This window comes from Micromonospora sp. WMMD730 (genome assembly GCF_049178955.1).
Classification (GTDB): domain Bacteria; phylum Actinomycetota; class Actinomycetes; order Mycobacteriales; family Micromonosporaceae; genus Micromonospora; species Micromonospora wenchangensis.
The window spans coordinates 2,587,648-2,603,715 of sequence record NZ_JBMHML010000002.1; the positions used below are offsets into that span (position 1 = coordinate 2,587,648).

Consider the following 16,068-nt stretch of genomic DNA (forward strand, 5'->3'; position numbering starts at 1 on the left):
GGTCATCGGTAACGAAAACGCGTGCTGCGGCGGCACGCCGACGGCGACGTACTGTTGCGGCTGGTCACCCACCGTAACGGTCTGCCGGCTCGGCCCGCACCGCGGCCGGGGCACGCACGGAAGAGTCGAGGAGTCCTCAATTGGCTACACCACTGGCAAGGTTCTCCCGCCGGACGGCGCTCCTGGCCCCCGTGCTGGCGTTGGGGCTGGCCGCCACGGCGTGCAGCGCCCCCGGGGCCGACGACGCGCCGCGCACCGGCGGCGACGCCACCGTCAGCACCGAGCTGGGCAGCGACCCGATCACCCTGGAGATGTACGCCGAGACCGGCTTCCCGCTGGCCAAGGCGCTGGCCGACGAGTTCACCAAGCAGCACCCGAACGTCAAGTTCAACATCCGTGAGGACCAGTTCACGGTCATCGTGGAGAACGCGCCCCGGGTGATGGCCTCGGACAACTCGCCCGACATCATCCGGCTCCCCACGATGGTCGACCTGGTCAAGGACGACCTGCTCAAGAACCTCGACCCGTACTTCACCGCGTACGGCTGGGACAAGTTCCCCGCCTCCCAGCTGGTGCAGCTGCGGGTCGGCGACGGCGGCACCACCCGGGGCACCGGGTCGCTGTGGGGGATGGGCCTCGGCTACAGCGTCACCGGGGTGTTCTACAACAAGAAGCTGGCCGAGCAGGTCGGGATGACCCAGCCGCCGGCCACCATCGCCGAGTTCGAGGAGCTGCTGGCCAAGGCCAAGACCGCCGGCGTGCAGCCGATCATGCAGTTCAACAAGAACACCGCGGGCATCAACTTCCCGCACCAGGCGTTGCAGAACCAGTTCGGCGACCCGGCCCAGGTGGCCGACTGGATCTTCCAGAAGCCGGGCGCGACGTTCGATACCCCGGCCGCGCTCAAGGCCACCCAGACCATCCAGAAGTGGGCCCAGGCCGGCTACTTCCCGAAGGACGCCAACGCGCTGGACTACGCGAGCATGGTGGGCGAGTTCCAGAAGAACAACGGCCTGTTCATGTTCAACGGTGACTGGGAGTCGGCCAACCTCGACAAGACGATGCCGGGCAACGTCGGCTTCTTCCTGTTCCCGACCGAGTCGGCCGGTGGCAAGCACGTGGCGATGTCCGCCCCGAACACCTTCGGCATCGGCGCCAAGGCCAAGAACCCCGACGCCGCGGCGTACTTCCTGAACTGGGCGCACACCAACGCCACCGCCCGCGAGATCGCGGTCAAGATCGGCGGCTCCAGCCCGGGTGGCCCGAGCGACCTGCCCGTGCCGGCCGCCGCCCCCGGCACCGTGCTGGCCGAGACGCTGAAGGCGTCGCAGCAGCTCGGTGAGGAGAACGGCGCGGTGGACTTCACCGCCAACGCCACCGGTGGCATCTTCGCCGCCGCGATCACGCCCGAGATGCAGAAGCTGATCGCCGGTCAGCAGACCCCCGAGGGGTACGTGAAGGCGGTCCAGGCCGAGTACGCGAAGGAACTGTCCCGATGACGTCTGCCCTCGGCAGCGTACCGACCGGGCAGGGTGGGACGGCGCCGTCGCCGGACCGTCCCACCCGCCCGTCGCCCGCGCGGGCCCCCCGGAAACGGTGGGCCCGCGCGGGCGGGACGGGCTGGCTCTTCGTCCTGCCCGCCGTGCTGATGTACGCGGTGTTCGTGCTGCGCCCGCTCGCGCTGACCATCCAGTACTCGTTCTACAACTGGAACGGCATCGGGGTGGCCCGCTGGGCCGGGCTGGACAACTACCTCACCGTGTTCACCGACAGCGACCTGCTGAAGATCATCGGGAACGCGCTCGTCCTGATCGTCTTCTTCAGCTTCGTCCCGGTCGCGCTCGGCCTGCTGGTGGCCAGCCTGGTCCGCCGGATCACCACAGGCGTGTTCGGCACCGTCGTCCGGACGGTGCTGTTCCTGCCCCAGGTCATCCCGCTGGTCGCGGCGGGCATCGCGTGGAGCTGGCTGCTGTCGTCCAACGGGCTGGTCAACCAGGTGCTGCGCGCGGTCGGGTTGGGCGGGGTGGCCCGCGCCTGGCTCGGTGACTTCGACACCGCGCTGCCCGCCGTCGGCGTGATCGGCGCCTGGGTCCTGCTCGGCCTCTGCACGATCCTGCTGGTCACCGGCATGAGCAAGATCGACCCCGCGCTGTACGAGGCGGCCCGCCTCGACGGTGCCGGCCCGGTCCGCGAGTTCTTCGCCGTCACCCTGCCCAGCCTGCGCCAGGAGATCGGCGTCTGCCTCACGGTGACCATCATCGCCGCCCTGGCCAGCTTCGACATCGTCTACATCTCCACCAGCGGTGGCCCCGGCCTGCAGACCACGGTGCCCGGCCTGGAGATCTACCGGCTGGCCTTCTCGCAGCGTCAGGTCGGTCTCGCCTCGGCGCTGGCCGTCGTGCTGATGCTGCTGGTGGTGCTCTGCGTGCTGCCGATCCAGCGACTGACCCGGGGGGACAAGTCATGAACCTCAGCCGGCGCGAGAACCTGACCGGCCGGGTCTTCCTGCTCGTCCTGGTCGTGGGCACCCTGCTGCCGTTCGTCAGCATGCTCTCCGCGGCGCTCCAGCCCCGGGGCACCGTGCCCAGCGGCCTGGCCTGGCCGTCGGACCCGCAGTGGAGCAACTTCGCCGACGCCTTCACGGTGGCGAACATGGGCGCGCTGCTGCGCTCCAGCCTGCTCATCGTGGCCGGGGTGGTGCCGGTTTCGGTGCTGATCGCCACCATGGCCGGCTTCGGACTGGGTCAGCTCCGGGTCCCCGGTGGCCGGATCGTGTTCGCCCTGCTGCTGCTCGGCCTGACCCTGCCGTTCGAGGCGGTGGTCACCCCGCTGTACTACCAGATGCAGGATCTCGGCCTGCTCAACACCCGCTGGGCGATCATCCTGCCGTTGATCGGGCTCTACATGCCGTTCGCGGTGTTCTGGATGCGGGCCCACTTCAGCAACGTGCCGGTCGAGCTGTCCGAGGCGGCCCGGGTCGACGGCAGCAGCACCTGGCAGCTGTTCTGGCGGGTCCAGGTGCCGCTCGCCCGCCCGGCCATCGCGTCGCTGACCATCCTGATGTTCCTCTGGACGTGGAACCAGTTCCTGCTGGCCATCGTCCTGGTCGACGACCCGGCCAAGCGGACGATGGCGGGCGCGCTCGGGGCGTTCCAGGGGCAGTGGGGCACCGACCTGGTGCTGCTGTGCGCCGGATCGCTGCTGATCCTCACCCCGACCCTGATCGTCTTCCTGATCTTCCAGCGTCAGTTCATCAAGGCCCTGATCCAGGGCTCTCTGAAGGGATAGCAGTGGCCCCGCAGATCCACGGCGACGTCGACGAACGGTACGGGCGGGTGGCCGACGTCTTCCGCGCCAACTTCACCGACCGGGGGGAGGTCGGCGCGGCGGTCACCGTCTACGTCGGCGGCCGCCGCGTCGTCGACCTGTACGGCGGGACCGCCGACCCGCGCACCGGCCGGCCCTGGACGGCGCACACCCCGGTCGTCGTCTACTCCTGCACCAAGGGCATCCTGGCGATCTGCGCCTACCTGCTGGTGCAGCAGGGCCGACTCGACCTGGACGTGCCGGTCACCCGCTACTGGCCGGAGTTCGGCCAGCACGGCAAGGCCGACATCCCGGTGCGCTGGCTGCTCACCCACCAGTCCGGCCTGCCCGCGCTCGACCGCCCGTTGACCCTCGACGAGGTGCTCGCCTGGGACCCGGTGATCACGGCGATCGAGGCCCAGGCCCCGCTGTGGCAGCCGGGCACCGCGCACAGCTACCACCCGATGACCTACGGCTGGCTGATCGGCGAGGTGATCCACCGGATCACCGGCCAGCTGCCCGGCGCATTCTTCCGGGACGCCCTGGCCGCGCCGCTGGGCCTGCGTACCTGGCTCGGGCTGCCGGCCGCCGAACGCGACACGGTCGCCTGGAACATCGCCCCGCCGCCCGAGGCGGAGCCGTTCGTCGACCCGGTGGCCGACCGGGGGATCACCATGGGCGGCGCGTTCGCGTTCCCCGCCGACGCCGCCGGTCTGGTCAGTTTCAACGACCCGGCCATCCAGGCCGCCGGCATCCCGGGCGCGGGCGCGGTGAGCACGGCCGACGGGCTGGCCCGCCTCTACGCCGCCTGCGTGTCGCCGGTGGCGGGACCGCCCCTGCTCGACCGGACGTCGGTCGACGACGCGACCGTCGTACGGTCCCGGGGCCAGCAGCGGCACGGTCCGCCGGACACCGGCCAGCGCTGGGGCACCGGCTTCCTGCTGCACTCCCCGCCGGCCCGGCCGCTGCTGTCCGGGCGCAGCTTCGGCCACGACGGCGCGGGCGGCAACCTCGGCTTCGGCGACGACGCCCACCAGGTCGGCTTCGGCTACGTGGTGAACCAGATGCAGGGCATGGGCGACGAACGCGCCAACCTGCTGACCGCCGCGCTGCGGTCCTGCCTGGACGACTGACCGGCCGGACGCGACACCACGCGCCCCGGGCGTCCCGACGACGGGACACCCGGGGCGCGCTGCCGTCCGCCGTCGGGCCGATCCGACGGCCGGGCCTGCGCCGGGTCGGCGCGTCGGCGGCGACCGTCGGAACAGGTCGGGCCCGGACGCGGCGGGACTGCCGGGTGGGACGAACGCCGGCGGGGTGCTCGGTGTAGCCGACCGGGAGGGCCCCGGTGACCAGCCCGGCCATGGTCCACGGCGGTGGCGCTGACGGAGCTGTCGTAACAGGTCGGAAACCTGGCGTGACGATCCCGCCGGGGGCTCCGGGCCGGTGGTCGGACGCCGTGGCGCACGCGGCGAACCGGTTCGCTGGCCAGGGCCCCGGGTGCCGGTCGGACCCGGCGGACGGGTGATCCACGCGGTGTGCCCCGTTACGAGACCGTGACGTCCGGATTTCCGAGGGACTGTTGACGGCGGCGATGTGAGCGCTAACACTACCCCGAAAGGTGACAGGTGGTCCCCGCAGTCGGCGGGAGTTCTGGAGAGGAGAAACCTGTGCGCAGGAAATTCCTGGTCGCGCTCGGCGGCGCGGCACTGGCGCTCAGCCTGGCCGCGTGCAGCGGCGGGGGCGCGGGCAGCGACGGTGACAGCAGCGACAAGAAGCCCGCCGACCTGACCATCGGCGTCTCCATGCCGACCCAGACCTCGGAGCGGTGGATCGCCGACGGCAAGGCGGTCAAGGAGAAGCTGGAGGCCAAGGGCTACAAGGTCGACCTCCAGTACGCCGGCGACGACATCCCCACCCAGTCCCAGCAGGTCGACCAGATGATCACCCAGGGCGCGGACGTCCTGATCATCGCGGCCATCGACGGCACCGCGCTCAGCGGCCAGCTCGACGCCGCCGCCGCCGCGAAGATCCCGGTCATCTCCTACGACCGGCTGCTGCTGGGCAACAAGAACGTCGACTTCTACGTCAGCTTCGACAACTACAAGGTCGGCGTCGCCCAGGCGACCGCCCTGCTGGTCGGCCTCGGCCTGCAGACCAAGGACGGTGGCAAGGGCACCGCGACCGGCCCGTTCAACGTCGAGCTGTTCGCCGGTTCGCTTGACGACAACAACACCCAGTACTTCTGGGGCGGGGCGATGGACACCCTCAAGCCGTTCATGGACAACGGCACGCTGAAGGTCAAGTCCGGCCAGACCCGCATCGAGCAGGCGGCCATCCTGCGCTGGCAGCAGGAGACCGCGCAGAAGCGGATGGAGGACCTGCTCACCTCCGGCTACAACGACGGCACCGTGGTCAACGGGGTGCTGTCGCCGTACGACGGCATCTCCCGGGGCATCATCACCGCCCTGCAGAACGCCGGCTACGGCAAGGGCGCCAAGAAGCTGCCCGTGGTGACCGGCCAGGACGCCGAGATCGCCTCGGTCAAGCTGATCAACGACGGGGTGCAGAGCTCGACCGTCTTCAAGGACACCCGGCTGCTCGCCGAGCAGGCCGTGATCGCGGCCGAGGCGTTCCTGCAGGACAAGGAGCCGCAGGCCAACGACACCAAGACCTACAACAACAAGGTCAAGGTCGTCCCGTCGTACCTGCTGCCGATCGAGACCGTCTACAAGGACGACATCACCAAGGTGCTCGTCGACTCCGGTTACTGGTCGGCCGACGAGGTCGCCGCCGGTCAGGCCAAGAAGTAAGTCGGTCGTCGGGCGCGGCGGTCACCGGCCGCCGCGCCCGACGCATCGCAAGCCCGCCTCAGGCTTCGACGATCAGGACGCTGACCATGGACGACACCATCCTCGAGATGCGACGCATCACGAAGACCTTCCCCGGGGTGACCGCACTGGCCGACGTCTCCCTCGCGGTACGCCGGGGGGAGATCCACGCCATCTGCGGCGAGAACGGCGCCGGCAAGTCCACCCTGATGAAGGTGCTCTCCGGAGTGCACCCGACCGGGTCGTACGACGGCGAGATCGTGCTGGACGGCAAGCCGGTGCACTTCCGGGGCATCCGCGACAGCGAGTCCCAGGGCATCGTCATCATCCACCAGGAACTCGCCCTGGTGCCGCACCTGTCGATCGCCGAGAACATCTTCCTCGGCAACGAGCGGCGTGGTCCGGGTGGCCTCATCGACTGGAACCGGGCCAACGCCGAGGCCGCCGAGCTGCTGGCCTCGGTGGGCCTGCACGAGAATCCGGTTACCCCGGTGATCCAGCTCGGCGTCGGCAAGCAGCAGCTCGTCGAGATCGCCAAGGCGCTGTCCAAGAAGGTCCGGCTGCTCATCCTGGACGAGCCGACCGCCGCGCTCAACGACATCGACTCGGCCCACCTGCTCGACCTGCTGCGCCGGCTGCGCGACCAGGGCATCACCTGCATCCTGATCTCGCACAAGCTCAACGAGGTCACCGCGATCGCCGACGCGACCACGGTCATCCGGGACGGGCGCACCGTGGAGACGCTCTCCCTGGCCTCCGGCGAGGTCACCCAGGAGCGGATCATCCGGGGCATGGTCGGCCGGGACCTGGACAGCTTCTATCCCGACCGGGTCTCGTCGCCGGGGGAGGAGGTGCTGCGCATCGAGAACTGGAGCGTGCGGCACCCCACCCAGGACCGGCTCGTCGTCGACGACGCCAGCCTGGACGTCCGCGCCGGTGAGGTGGTCGGCATCGCCGGGCTGATGGGTGCCGGGCGTACCGAGCTGGCGATGAGCGTCTTCGGCCGGTCGTACGGCCGGGACGTGCGGGGCCGGCTGTTCGTGCGGGGCCGGGAGGTCCGGGCGCACAGTGTCTCCGAGGCCATCGAGCACGGCATCGCCTACGTCACCGAGGACCGCAAGCGCTTCGGTCTCAACCTCATCGACGACGTACGGCGCAACGTCTCGGCCGCCGCGCTGGGGCGGCTGGCCCGCTTCGGCTGGGTCAACGGCAACGAGGAGATCAAGGTCGCCGAGCAGAGCCGGCGCGACATGAACATCAAGACGACCAGCGTGATGGCCGTGGTGGGCAAGCTCTCCGGCGGCAACCAGCAGAAGGTCGTGCTGTCGAAGTGGCTGTTCACCAACCCGGACGTGCTGATCCTGGACGAGCCGACCCGGGGCATCGACGTCGGGGCGAAGTTCGAGATCTACACGATCGTCAACCGGCTCGTCGCCGACGGCAAGGCGGTGATCCTGATCTCCTCGGAGCTGCCGGAGCTGCTCGGCATGTGCGACCGCATCTACACCCTCGCCGCCGGTCGGATCACCGGCCAGGTGCCGGTGGCCGAGGCGACCCAGGAGAACCTCATGGATCTGATGACGAAGGACAAGGAGCGCGTGGGATGACCAGCGTCAAGACCTCATCGCCGCCGTCCCCGCCGCCCACCGGGAAGAGTCCGGGCGTCGCCCTGCACGCCGGCACCAGCGACCTGCGTTCGCTGATCATGAACAACCTGCGGCAGAGCGGTATCTACGTCGCGCTGGTCGTCATCGTGGGGCTCTTCGCCGTGCTCACCGACGGGGTGTCGCTGAGCCCCGGCAACATCACCAACATCGTGCTCCAGTACTCCTACATCCTGGTGCTGGCGATCGGCATGGTGATCATCATCATCGGCGGGCACATCGACCTGTCGGTGGGCTCGGTGGTGGCGCTCACCGGGGCGGTCTCCGCCGTGCTGGTCATCCGGGAGGGCTTCCCGTGGTGGGTCGGCATCCTGGCCGCGCTGGCGGTGGGGGTCGCGGTCGGCGCGTGGCACGGCTTCTGGGTGGCGTACGCCGGCATCCCGGCCTTCATCGTGACGCTCGCCGGCATGCTGCTGTTCCGGGGTCTGACTCTGCGGGTGCTGGACAACATCTCGCTCTCCCCGTTCCCCGCCGACTACCAGCAGGTCGCGGCCGGGTTCCTCAACGGCCTGCTCGGTGGGGAGGGCTTCGACGCGTTCACCCTGCTGATCGGTGCGATCGCGGTGGCCGGGTACGCGGTGAGCGGTTTCCGGACCCGGGTGGCCCGGGTGCGCTACCAGCAGCCGGTGGAGTCGTTCCCGCTGTTCGTGGCCCGGGTGGTGCTGGTTGGCGCGGTCATCATGTACTTCGCCTGGCAGCTGGCGCACGCCCGGGGCCTGCCGATCGTCCTGATCATCCTGGCCGCACTGGTGCTGGTCTACGGCCTGCTCACCCGGCGTACGGTCTTCGGCCGGCAGGTCTACGCGATCGGCGGCAACCTGTCTGCGGCGATGCTGTCCGGCGTGAAGGTGCGGACGGTCAACTTTTGGATGTTCGTCAACATGGGCTTCCTGGCGGCGGTGGCCGGGGTGATCTACTCCTCGCGCTCCAACGGCGCCCAGCCCGCCGCGGGCAACATGTTCGAGCTCGACGCGATCGCCGCCGCGTTCATCGGCGGGGCGGCGGTCACCGGCGGGGTCGGCACCGTGGTCGGCGCGATGGTCGGTGGTCTGATCATGGCGGTGATGAGCAACGGCATGCAGCTCATGGGCGTCGACCAGTCCATCCAGTCGGTGGTCAAGGGCCTGGTGTTGCTCGTCGCCGTGGCCTTCGACGTCTACAACAAGCGCCGCGCCGGCTCCTCCCGCTGACCGGTGACGCGGCACCCGACCGCGTCTACCCCTTCGCCCGGACACCCCGGGCCGCGTCGGACTATGCCGACCCGGCCCGGGGTGTCGGCATCTGCGCCCGTCGATCGTGTCCGCGCCGTTTCAGCTTGACGAGCATCATGTTATCGCTCACAGTCTATGGATAGCTGAAGCCGTTCCCGCAGCGGCTGGTCGGCAGCCCCGACCTGTCGCTGTGCCGCGTCGTGCGCCATCGCGGACGCGCCGCCGAGTGAACGTTGACATCGGCAGGCTTCGAACAATGCGACGACGGTGGCCCCGGGCCGGACCCGGGGCCACCGTCGATCGACCGTTGGTGAGGGAGGGTCATGGTAGCCATGGGAGAGGTGCCGATCGCGGTCCGGCGACGGCGCGGCTGGTGGTCACGGGTCGTCGCCGCGCTGATGACGCTGCTGGTCGGCGGCGGACTCGTCGTGGTCCAGTCGACCGGCGCGGCGGCGGCGACGGTGGACACCACCGCCTGGTACGTGCTGGTCAACCGCAACAGCGGCAAGGCGCTGGACGTGTACAACTTCGCCACCAACGACGGCGCGCGGATCACCCAGTGGACCCGCGGCGACGGCACCAACCAGCAGTGGCAGTTCGTCGACTCCGGCGGCGGCTACTACCGGTTGAAGTCGCGGCTGTCGGGCAAGGTGCTCGACGTCTACAACCTCTCCACCGCCGACGGCGCGGCGATCGTGCAGTGGACCGACGGCAACGGCTCCAACCAGCAGTTCCGGCTCGCCGACTCGGCCGACGGCTACGTCCGGCTGCTCAACCGCAACAGCGGCAAGGCCGTCGAGGTGCAGAACGCCTCCACCGCCGACGGCGGCAACATCGTCCAGTACGCCGACTGGGGCGGCACCAACCAGCAGTGGCAGCTCGTCCGCGTCGACGGCGGCACCACCCCGACCACGCCGCCGCCCACCACGCCACCGGCGAGCGGCTCGTTCACCAACCCGGTGGTGTGGCAGGACTTCGCCGACGTCGACATCATCCGGGTCGGCGACGCGTTCTACCTGTCCGCCTCGACCATGCACTACTCGCCGGGCGCTCCCATCCTGCGCTCGTACGACCTGGTCAACTGGGAGTTCGCCGGGCACTCGGTGCCCAAGCTGGACTTCGGCGCGAAGTACGACATGTCCGGCGGGCGGGCGTACGTCAACGGGATCTGGGCGTCGACCCTGAACTACCGCCCGAGCAACCGCACCTACTACTGGGCCGGCTGCATCGACTTCGCCAAGACCTACATCTACACTGCCGCCGCCGTCGACGGGGCCTGGAACCAGCACGCCACCATCAACAAGTGCTACTACGACGCCGGCATGCTGGTCGACGACAACGACACCATGTACGTCGCCTACGGCAACAGCCAGATCAGCGTGGCGCAGCTCTCGGCGGACGGTAAGAGCGAGGTCCGCAGCCAGCAGGTCTTCTCCACCCCGTCGAGCGTGGGCACCCTGGAGGGGGCCCGGTTCTACAAGCGCAACGGCAGCTACTACATCTGGCTCACCCGGCCGGCCAACGGCCAGTACGTGCTGAAGTCGTCGAGCCCGTTCGGCCCGTACGAGATGCGTCAGGTGCTGCTCAACATGCCCGGCCCGATCTCCGGCGGCGGCGTGCCGCACCAGGGCGGGCTGGTGCAGACCCCGGCCGGCCAGTGGTACTACATGTCCTTCGTGGACGCCTACCCCGGTGGGCGGGTGCCCGCCCTGGCCCCGATCACCTGGACCGCCGACGGCTGGCCGCAGATCCAGACGGTCAACGGCGGCTGGGGCACGTCGTACCCGAACCCGCTGCCGACCCGACCGGTCAAGCCGCTGACCGGCACCGACACCTTCTCCGGCAGCACCCTCGGCCCGCAGTGGGAGTGGAACCACAACCCGGACAACAGCAAGTGGTCGGTGAACAACGGCCTGCGCCTGCAGACCGCCACCGTCACCAACGACCTCTACAGCGCCCGGAACACGGTCACCCACCGCATCCAGGGGCCGACCTCCACCGCCACCGTCGAACTCGACTACTCGGCCCTGCGCGACGGTGACCGGACCGGGCTGGCGGTGCTGCGCAACTCGTCGGCCTGGATCGGCGTCCGCCGGGACAACGGCGCCACCCGGGTGTCGATGACCAACAACCTCACCATGGACGGCAGTTGGCGGACCACCAACACCGGTACGGAGATCGCGTCCGCTCCGGTCAGCGGGGGACGAATCTGGCTACGGGCCACCGCCGACATCCGCCCCGGCTCCGGCCGGCAGGCCCGGTTCTCGTACAGCACCGACGGGGTCAACTTCACCGCGCTGGGCAACGCGCTGACCCTCGACAGCAACTGGCAGTTCTTCATGGGCTACCGGTTCGCCCTGTTCAACCACGCCACCCAGGCCCTCGGCGGCACCAGCACGATCCGTCAGTTCCAGCTCAGCACCCCCTGACCCGACCCGGGTCACGGCAGCGGAGCAACCGGGCCGCCCGTACCGTCGGCACCGCTGTGCGGGCCGGTCGGTGCAGGCGGCCCGCCACGTCGGTGGCGGTCCGGGACCGCCGCCGGCCGGCACGCACACGACGGGGCCGCCCCCGCACAGGGGCGGCCCCGTCCGTTACACCGCCGGTCCCGCACCGTCTCGCCAGCGGTGCGGGACCGGCGGTGGTCCCTACTGGTTGGCGACGAACCGCCAGCGGTTGTCCGCGCTGCCGTTGTCGGAGTCCTGTACGGCCTGCGCACCCTGCGCGGTCGAGCCGTTGAGGATGCCGAGCAGCTTCCCGCTGTTGACATTGCGGATCTTGTAGGTGCCGTCGCCCTGGTTGAGCAGGGTCCACCGGTGGTCGGCGGTGCCGTTGTCCGCCCACTGCAGGACGCGGGCGTTGTCGGCGGTGGACATGTTCTCCACGCCGAGGACCTTGCCGCTGTTGACGTTGCGGAACCGGACGGCGTCGCCGTCGGTCACCACCACCCAGTTGTGGTCGGCGGTGCCGGTGTCGCCCCACTGCAGGGCCAGCCCGCCGTCGGCAGTGGACATGTTCTGGATGCCGAGGACCAGGCCGCTGCCCACGTTGACGATGCGCGTGCTGCCGCCGCCGGTGCTGCCACCGGTGGTGTTCCAGTAGACCGTGTAGTTGAAGCCGTGGGCGTCGTAGAACGGTCCGAGGTTGACGGTGGAGCCGTTCGCGGTGGCGGTGAACGCCAGGGTGCTGGTGCTCGTCCGGGTCACCGACGAGGTGTTCAACGACGGCAGGGCGCTCAGGCCGGTGTTGCCGTAGTTGCCCGCCAGCACCGCCGGGCCGTACGTGAGGGCCGCGACGTTGGCGTTGTCGTTGCTCGGCTGCACGACGACCTTCATCGGCAGCCGTACGGTGACGGTGTCGCCGGCCGCCCAGGTGCGGGTGACCGTGGCGTAGCTGCCGGGGTTGGTGGCGACGTTCTGCGTCTCGCCGTTGACGGCGATCGTCGCGCCGGTGGCCCAGGCCGGGATCCGGACCCGGATGCTCCACGAGCCGCTCATCGACCCGGAGAGGGTGAGCGTGCTGGTGTCGCTCGCCGGGTAGCTGGTGCTCTGGGTGACCGTGATCCCGCGCTGCGACCAGGTCAGCACCGACGGCACGAACAGGTTCACCGTCAGCGTGGTGTCGTTGTAGAAGTAGATCGAGTCCATCAGCTTGGTGTTCGCCTCGATACCGGTGCCCTGACAGCACCAGAACGAGTTGTAGTCGGTGCTCCAGGTGCCGCCGCCCCAGGCCGGGCCGACCCCCCGGCGACCACCCGGCTTGAGGGGGGTGAAGTAGGTGACGTGGCCGTGGCCGTCGGCCGGGTTCTGCGCGCCGACGACGTGGTTGAGCAGGGCACGCTCGTAGAAGTCGAAGTACGCGACCCGGTTCGGGTCGAGCAGCCACAGCTCCCGGGTCAGCTTGAGCATGTTGTGGGTGTTGCAGTGCTCGCAGGTGTCGTTGGTCAGGTACCCGGCGATCGCGTTCGGCGGCCGGAAGTGCTCGGCCTGGCTGTTGCCGCCGATGACGTAGGTGTGCGCGTTGACGGTCATGTTCCACGCGTTGCTGGCGATGTCCCGGTACCGGGTGGTGCCGGTCGCCTTGAACTCCCGCGCCGCGCCGATCCACTTGGGCACCTGGGTGTTGGCGTGCTTGCCGTTGAGCTGGTCGGAGTTGCTGGCGAGCGGGTTGAACACGCCCGCGTGGTCGAACCGCTGGGCGACGGTGAGCCAGCGCCCGTCGCCGGTGTGCTGGTAGATGTCGGTCAGCGCCTCGTTCATGCCGCCGAACTCGGTCTCCAGCATCGCCTGCATCTGGTTGTAGCTCAGCCGCGACGTGCGGGTGTCGACCCAGCCGGCCAACGCCAGCAGCACCGAGCGGGCCTGCGTGTTGCCGATGTAGCGCCACACGTCGAGCAGCCCCATGAGGGTCTTGTGGATGCAGTAGTAGGGCACGTTGCCGTTGGACAGGGTCCGGGCCTCCAGCGCCGAGAAGTCCGACTCCGGGAAGCCGGACAGGTAACCCGCGGTGAATCCGGCCGCGCCGTTGTTGGCCTGGCACTTCGCCAGCTCGGCCACCATGTAGTTGGCCTTGTCCCGGCAGGTGGTGTCGCCGAGCACCGCGTACGCCTGCGCCCACGCGGTGAGGAAGTGCCCCTGCATGTGGGTGCGGAACGGGAAGGACGGCGCGTCCCAGCCCCCGTTGGTCGCGGCCCCGTTGGTGCCCAGCCGGTGGTTGGCCCGGAAGTTGTAGAGCATCCGGTCGACGTCGACGAACCGCAGGTAGCTCAGCGTCCGGTTCTGGTTGTCCAGCAGCCGGCCGGCGGTCAGCCGGACCTGACCCAGTTCGAACGGGTACGCCGAGACGCCCAGGTCGGCCCGGGCCGGGGGGACCACCAGCGCCGCGCTGGCCGGCCCGGACCCGAGCAGGGTGCCACCTGCGGCGGAGGCGAGCGCGGTGGCGCCGGCGGCCTGGAGAAGTTGGCGTCGGTTGAGGGACGGGAAGGACATGGGAACCTCCAGCGGACCGGATCACGGGCGAGCGCCCGTCCGGGTGGGTCGTACGGATGGTGGTGCCGGGTGGTGGGGTGCCGGCCCGCCCCGGTGGGGCGGAGCGGGCCGGCGCGACCGTCAGCCGCGTGACGCGGTCACGCGGGGGTGCAGGTCAGGTCGGTCGGTGGCTGGTTGCTGCCGGTGGTCGAGCTGATGTAGCCGACGGTGGTGGAGCCACCCGCCCCGAGCTGCCCGTTGTAGGCGGCGTTGGTGACGGTCACCTGGTTGCCCTGCTGGGTCAGGGTGCCGTTCCACGCCTGGGCCACCGTCTGCCCGGTGGGCAGGGTGAAGCTCACCCGCCAGCCGGTGATCGGGGTGGACCCGTTGGTGATGGTCAGCTTGCCCTCGAAGCCGCCCTGCCAGGTGTTGACCACGGTGTTGGTGGCCGCGCAGGTCGTCCCGGAGGGGGTCGTCGGAGCCGGCGTCGTCGGGGCCGGGGTCGTCGGGGTGGGGGTGGGGGTCGTGGTGGGCGTCGTGGTGGGCGTCGCGGTCGGGGTGGGCGTCGGGGTGGTGCCGCTGCCGTTGAACTGCCACCAGTTGACGTTGAACAGGGTGCCGCTGCCGCCGGTGAACCGCAGGTACATGTCGTGGGTGCCGGTCGCGCCGGACACCGGGCAGGAGACGGTCTGCCAGTTCTGCCAGCCGCCGGTGACCGGCACGGAGCAGCTCGCCACCCGGGTGCCGGTGGTGCTGTCCAGCCGGACCTCGATGGTGCCGCCGCTGCCGGCCGAGGCCACCCGGGCGTTGAAGGACGTCGCACCGGTACCGAAGCCGACCCCCTTGACCTTGATGTAGTCGCCGTTCTCGATGAAGCCGACGTTCATCCCGCCCTCGCTGGACGCCTCGGTCTCGATGCCGGAGCCCCAGGCGATCGTCTCGGCCTCCTGCCGCACGTACGGGTTGAGCGTGCCGATCTGCGGTGCACCGGTGCTGCTCATGTTGATCGTCGGGATGGTGCCGTTGGTGCCGTAGGTGAACTTCTCCACCGCGACCGACCGGGTGTAGCCGCCACCGCCGGGCAGCGCGCCGTTGTGGTAGAAGAAGTACGACCCGCCGTTGAAGTCGACGATTCCGGCGTGGTTGGTGAAGCTGCCGCCCTGCCGGGGCATGACCGTGCCCCGGTAGGTCCACGGCCCGGTGGGGCCGGGTGCCGTGGAGTAGCCGATGAACTCGCTGCAGCACTCGGCGGCGAAGACGTTGTAGTAGGTCCCGTTGCGCTTGAAGACCCAGGGGCCCTCCTCGTAGAGGGTGGGGCGGGTGGCGTTGCCGTTACGGGTGCCGAAGCCGGCGGTGGTCAGCGGGATCTTGGTGACACTGCCGGAGTACGAGATCATGTCGGCGTTCAGCTTCACGTACCACAGGTTGGGGTTTCCCCAGTAGAGGTACGCCTGCCCGTCGTCGTCGATGAAGACGGTCGGGTCGATCTCGCCGTTGGCCGCCAGCGGGCGGCCGATGGCATCCCGGAACGGGCCGGTGGGACTGTCGCTCACCGCCACCCCGATGGCCATCGAGTTGGTCGACTTCGCGGTCACCGGCACGTACCAGTAGAACTTGCCGTTGCGGGCGATGACCTGGCCCGCCCAGGCGTCCGCCTTCGCCCAGCTGAAGGTGCTGACGTTGAGCGGCGAGCCGTGGTCGGTCCAGTTGACCATGTCGGCGGAGGACCAGACCCGCCACTCCTTCATGGTGAACCAGGTCGAGCCGTCCTCGTCGTGGCCGGTGTAGAGGTACACCCGGCCGTTGTGCACCAGCGGGGCCGGGTCGGCGGTGTAGATGTGCTGGACGATGGGGTTGTCGGCCTTGGCGGTGCCGGTCGGGAGCAGGGTCGAGACCAGGAGCAGGGCCGTCAGCCAGGCGAGGGTGCGCCGCAGTCGGGTCAGCGGTGGCAGTGCGGGTTTCACCAGTACCTCCCAGTGTGGGCGATGCGTGTCGTGGGGCGTCACGCCTCGGTGGCCTGCCCGGACTCCGCCGACGCCCCGGCCGGTGAGCCGGTGCTGTCGGGACTCGTCCGGACCGCCCGCCGTGC

10 protein-coding genes are annotated in these 16,068 nt (G+C 69.8%); 8 read left to right on the forward strand and 2 right to left on the reverse strand.

The genetic code is table 11. From position 1 onward, the window contains the following. The first annotated feature begins 140 nt into the window (after nt 1-140). The 8 genes from ACN265_RS11290 to ACN265_RS11325 all read left to right on the forward strand — a co-directional run bounded on the left by ACN265_RS11290 (nt 141) and on the right by ACN265_RS11325 (nt 11,441). Nucleotides 141-1,499, forward strand: coding sequence for an ABC transporter substrate-binding protein (locus ACN265_RS11290; protein ID WP_357935967.1), 1,359 nt, complete (start codon nt 141-143; stop codon nt 1,497-1,499). Next, complete coding sequence (locus ACN265_RS11295) at nt 1,496-2,467, forward strand: carbohydrate ABC transporter permease (protein WP_204923136.1); 972 nt, start codon at nt 1,496-1,498, stop codon at nt 2,465-2,467. Before ACN265_RS11290 ends, ACN265_RS11295 begins: the two co-directional genes overlap by 4 nt. Further along, entirely contained in the window at nt 2,464-3,288 is an 825-nt protein-coding gene (locus ACN265_RS11300; RefSeq protein ID WP_421407275.1) for a carbohydrate ABC transporter permease, read from the forward strand. The genes ACN265_RS11295 and ACN265_RS11300 overlap by 4 nt, the downstream gene beginning before the upstream one ends. 2 nt (nt 3,289-3,290) lie before the next feature. Continuing rightward, on the forward strand, nt 3,291-4,439 hold the full coding sequence (locus tag ACN265_RS11305; protein ID WP_421407277.1) for a serine hydrolase domain-containing protein: 1,149 nt from the start codon (nt 3,291-3,293) through the stop codon (nt 4,437-4,439). A gap of 537 nt (nt 4,440-4,976) precedes the next feature. After that, nucleotides 4,977-6,119: a multiple monosaccharide ABC transporter substrate-binding protein gene (gene chvE / locus ACN265_RS11310; RefSeq protein WP_357935959.1), complete on the forward strand. Its 1,143-nt coding sequence runs from the start codon at nt 4,977-4,979 to the stop codon at nt 6,117-6,119. Nucleotides 6,120-6,205: 86 nt separating this feature from the next. After that, nucleotides 6,206-7,744, forward strand: coding sequence for a multiple monosaccharide ABC transporter ATP-binding protein (gene mmsA, locus ACN265_RS11315; protein WP_421407278.1), 1,539 nt, complete (start codon nt 6,206-6,208; stop codon nt 7,742-7,744). Continuing rightward, the gene (gene mmsB / locus ACN265_RS11320; protein ID WP_204923132.1) at nt 7,741-8,991 is read left to right on the forward strand and encodes a multiple monosaccharide ABC transporter permease; all 1,251 of its coding nucleotides are present in this window, start codon (nt 7,741-7,743) and stop codon (nt 8,989-8,991) included. The genes mmsA and mmsB overlap by 4 nt, the downstream gene beginning before the upstream one ends. 344 nt (nt 8,992-9,335) lie before the next feature. Further along, the gene (locus ACN265_RS11325) at nt 9,336-11,441 is read left to right on the forward strand and encodes a family 43 glycosylhydrolase (RefSeq protein ID WP_421407280.1); all 2,106 of its coding nucleotides are present in this window, start codon (nt 9,336-9,338) and stop codon (nt 11,439-11,441) included. A gap of 219 nt (nt 11,442-11,660) precedes the next feature. On the opposite strand, the gene ACN265_RS11330 is transcribed toward ACN265_RS11325, so the two are convergent. Beyond that, nucleotides 11,661-14,000, reverse strand: coding sequence for a beta-L-arabinofuranosidase domain-containing protein (locus ACN265_RS11330; RefSeq protein WP_421407283.1), 2,340 nt, complete (start codon nt 13,998-14,000; stop codon nt 11,661-11,663). Nucleotides 14,001-14,137: 137 nt separating this feature from the next. After that, nucleotides 14,138-15,943: a family 43 glycosylhydrolase gene (locus tag ACN265_RS11335; protein WP_421407285.1), complete on the reverse strand. Its 1,806-nt coding sequence runs from the start codon at nt 15,941-15,943 to the stop codon at nt 14,138-14,140. Nucleotides 15,944-16,068: the final 125 nt, after the last annotated feature.

Coding starts and splice junctions, on each gene's coding strand:
- ACN265_RS11295 (WP_204923136.1), top strand. CDS start 1,496: ATGACGTCTGCCCTCGGCAGCGTACCGACCGGGCAGGGTGGGACGGCG.
- mmsA (WP_421407278.1), top strand. CDS start 6,206: ATGGACGACACCATCCTCGAGATGCGACGCATCACGAAGACCTTCCCC.
- ACN265_RS11330 (WP_421407283.1), bottom strand. CDS start 14,000: ATGTCCTTCCCGTCCCTCAACCGACGCCAACTTCTCCAGGCCGCCGGC.
- mmsB (WP_204923132.1), top strand. CDS start 7,741: ATGACCAGCGTCAAGACCTCATCGCCGCCGTCCCCGCCGCCCACCGGG.
- ACN265_RS11325 (WP_421407280.1), top strand. CDS start 9,336: ATGGTAGCCATGGGAGAGGTGCCGATCGCGGTCCGGCGACGGCGCGGC.
- ACN265_RS11300 (WP_421407275.1), top strand. CDS start 2,464: ATGAACCTCAGCCGGCGCGAGAACCTGACCGGCCGGGTCTTCCTGCTC.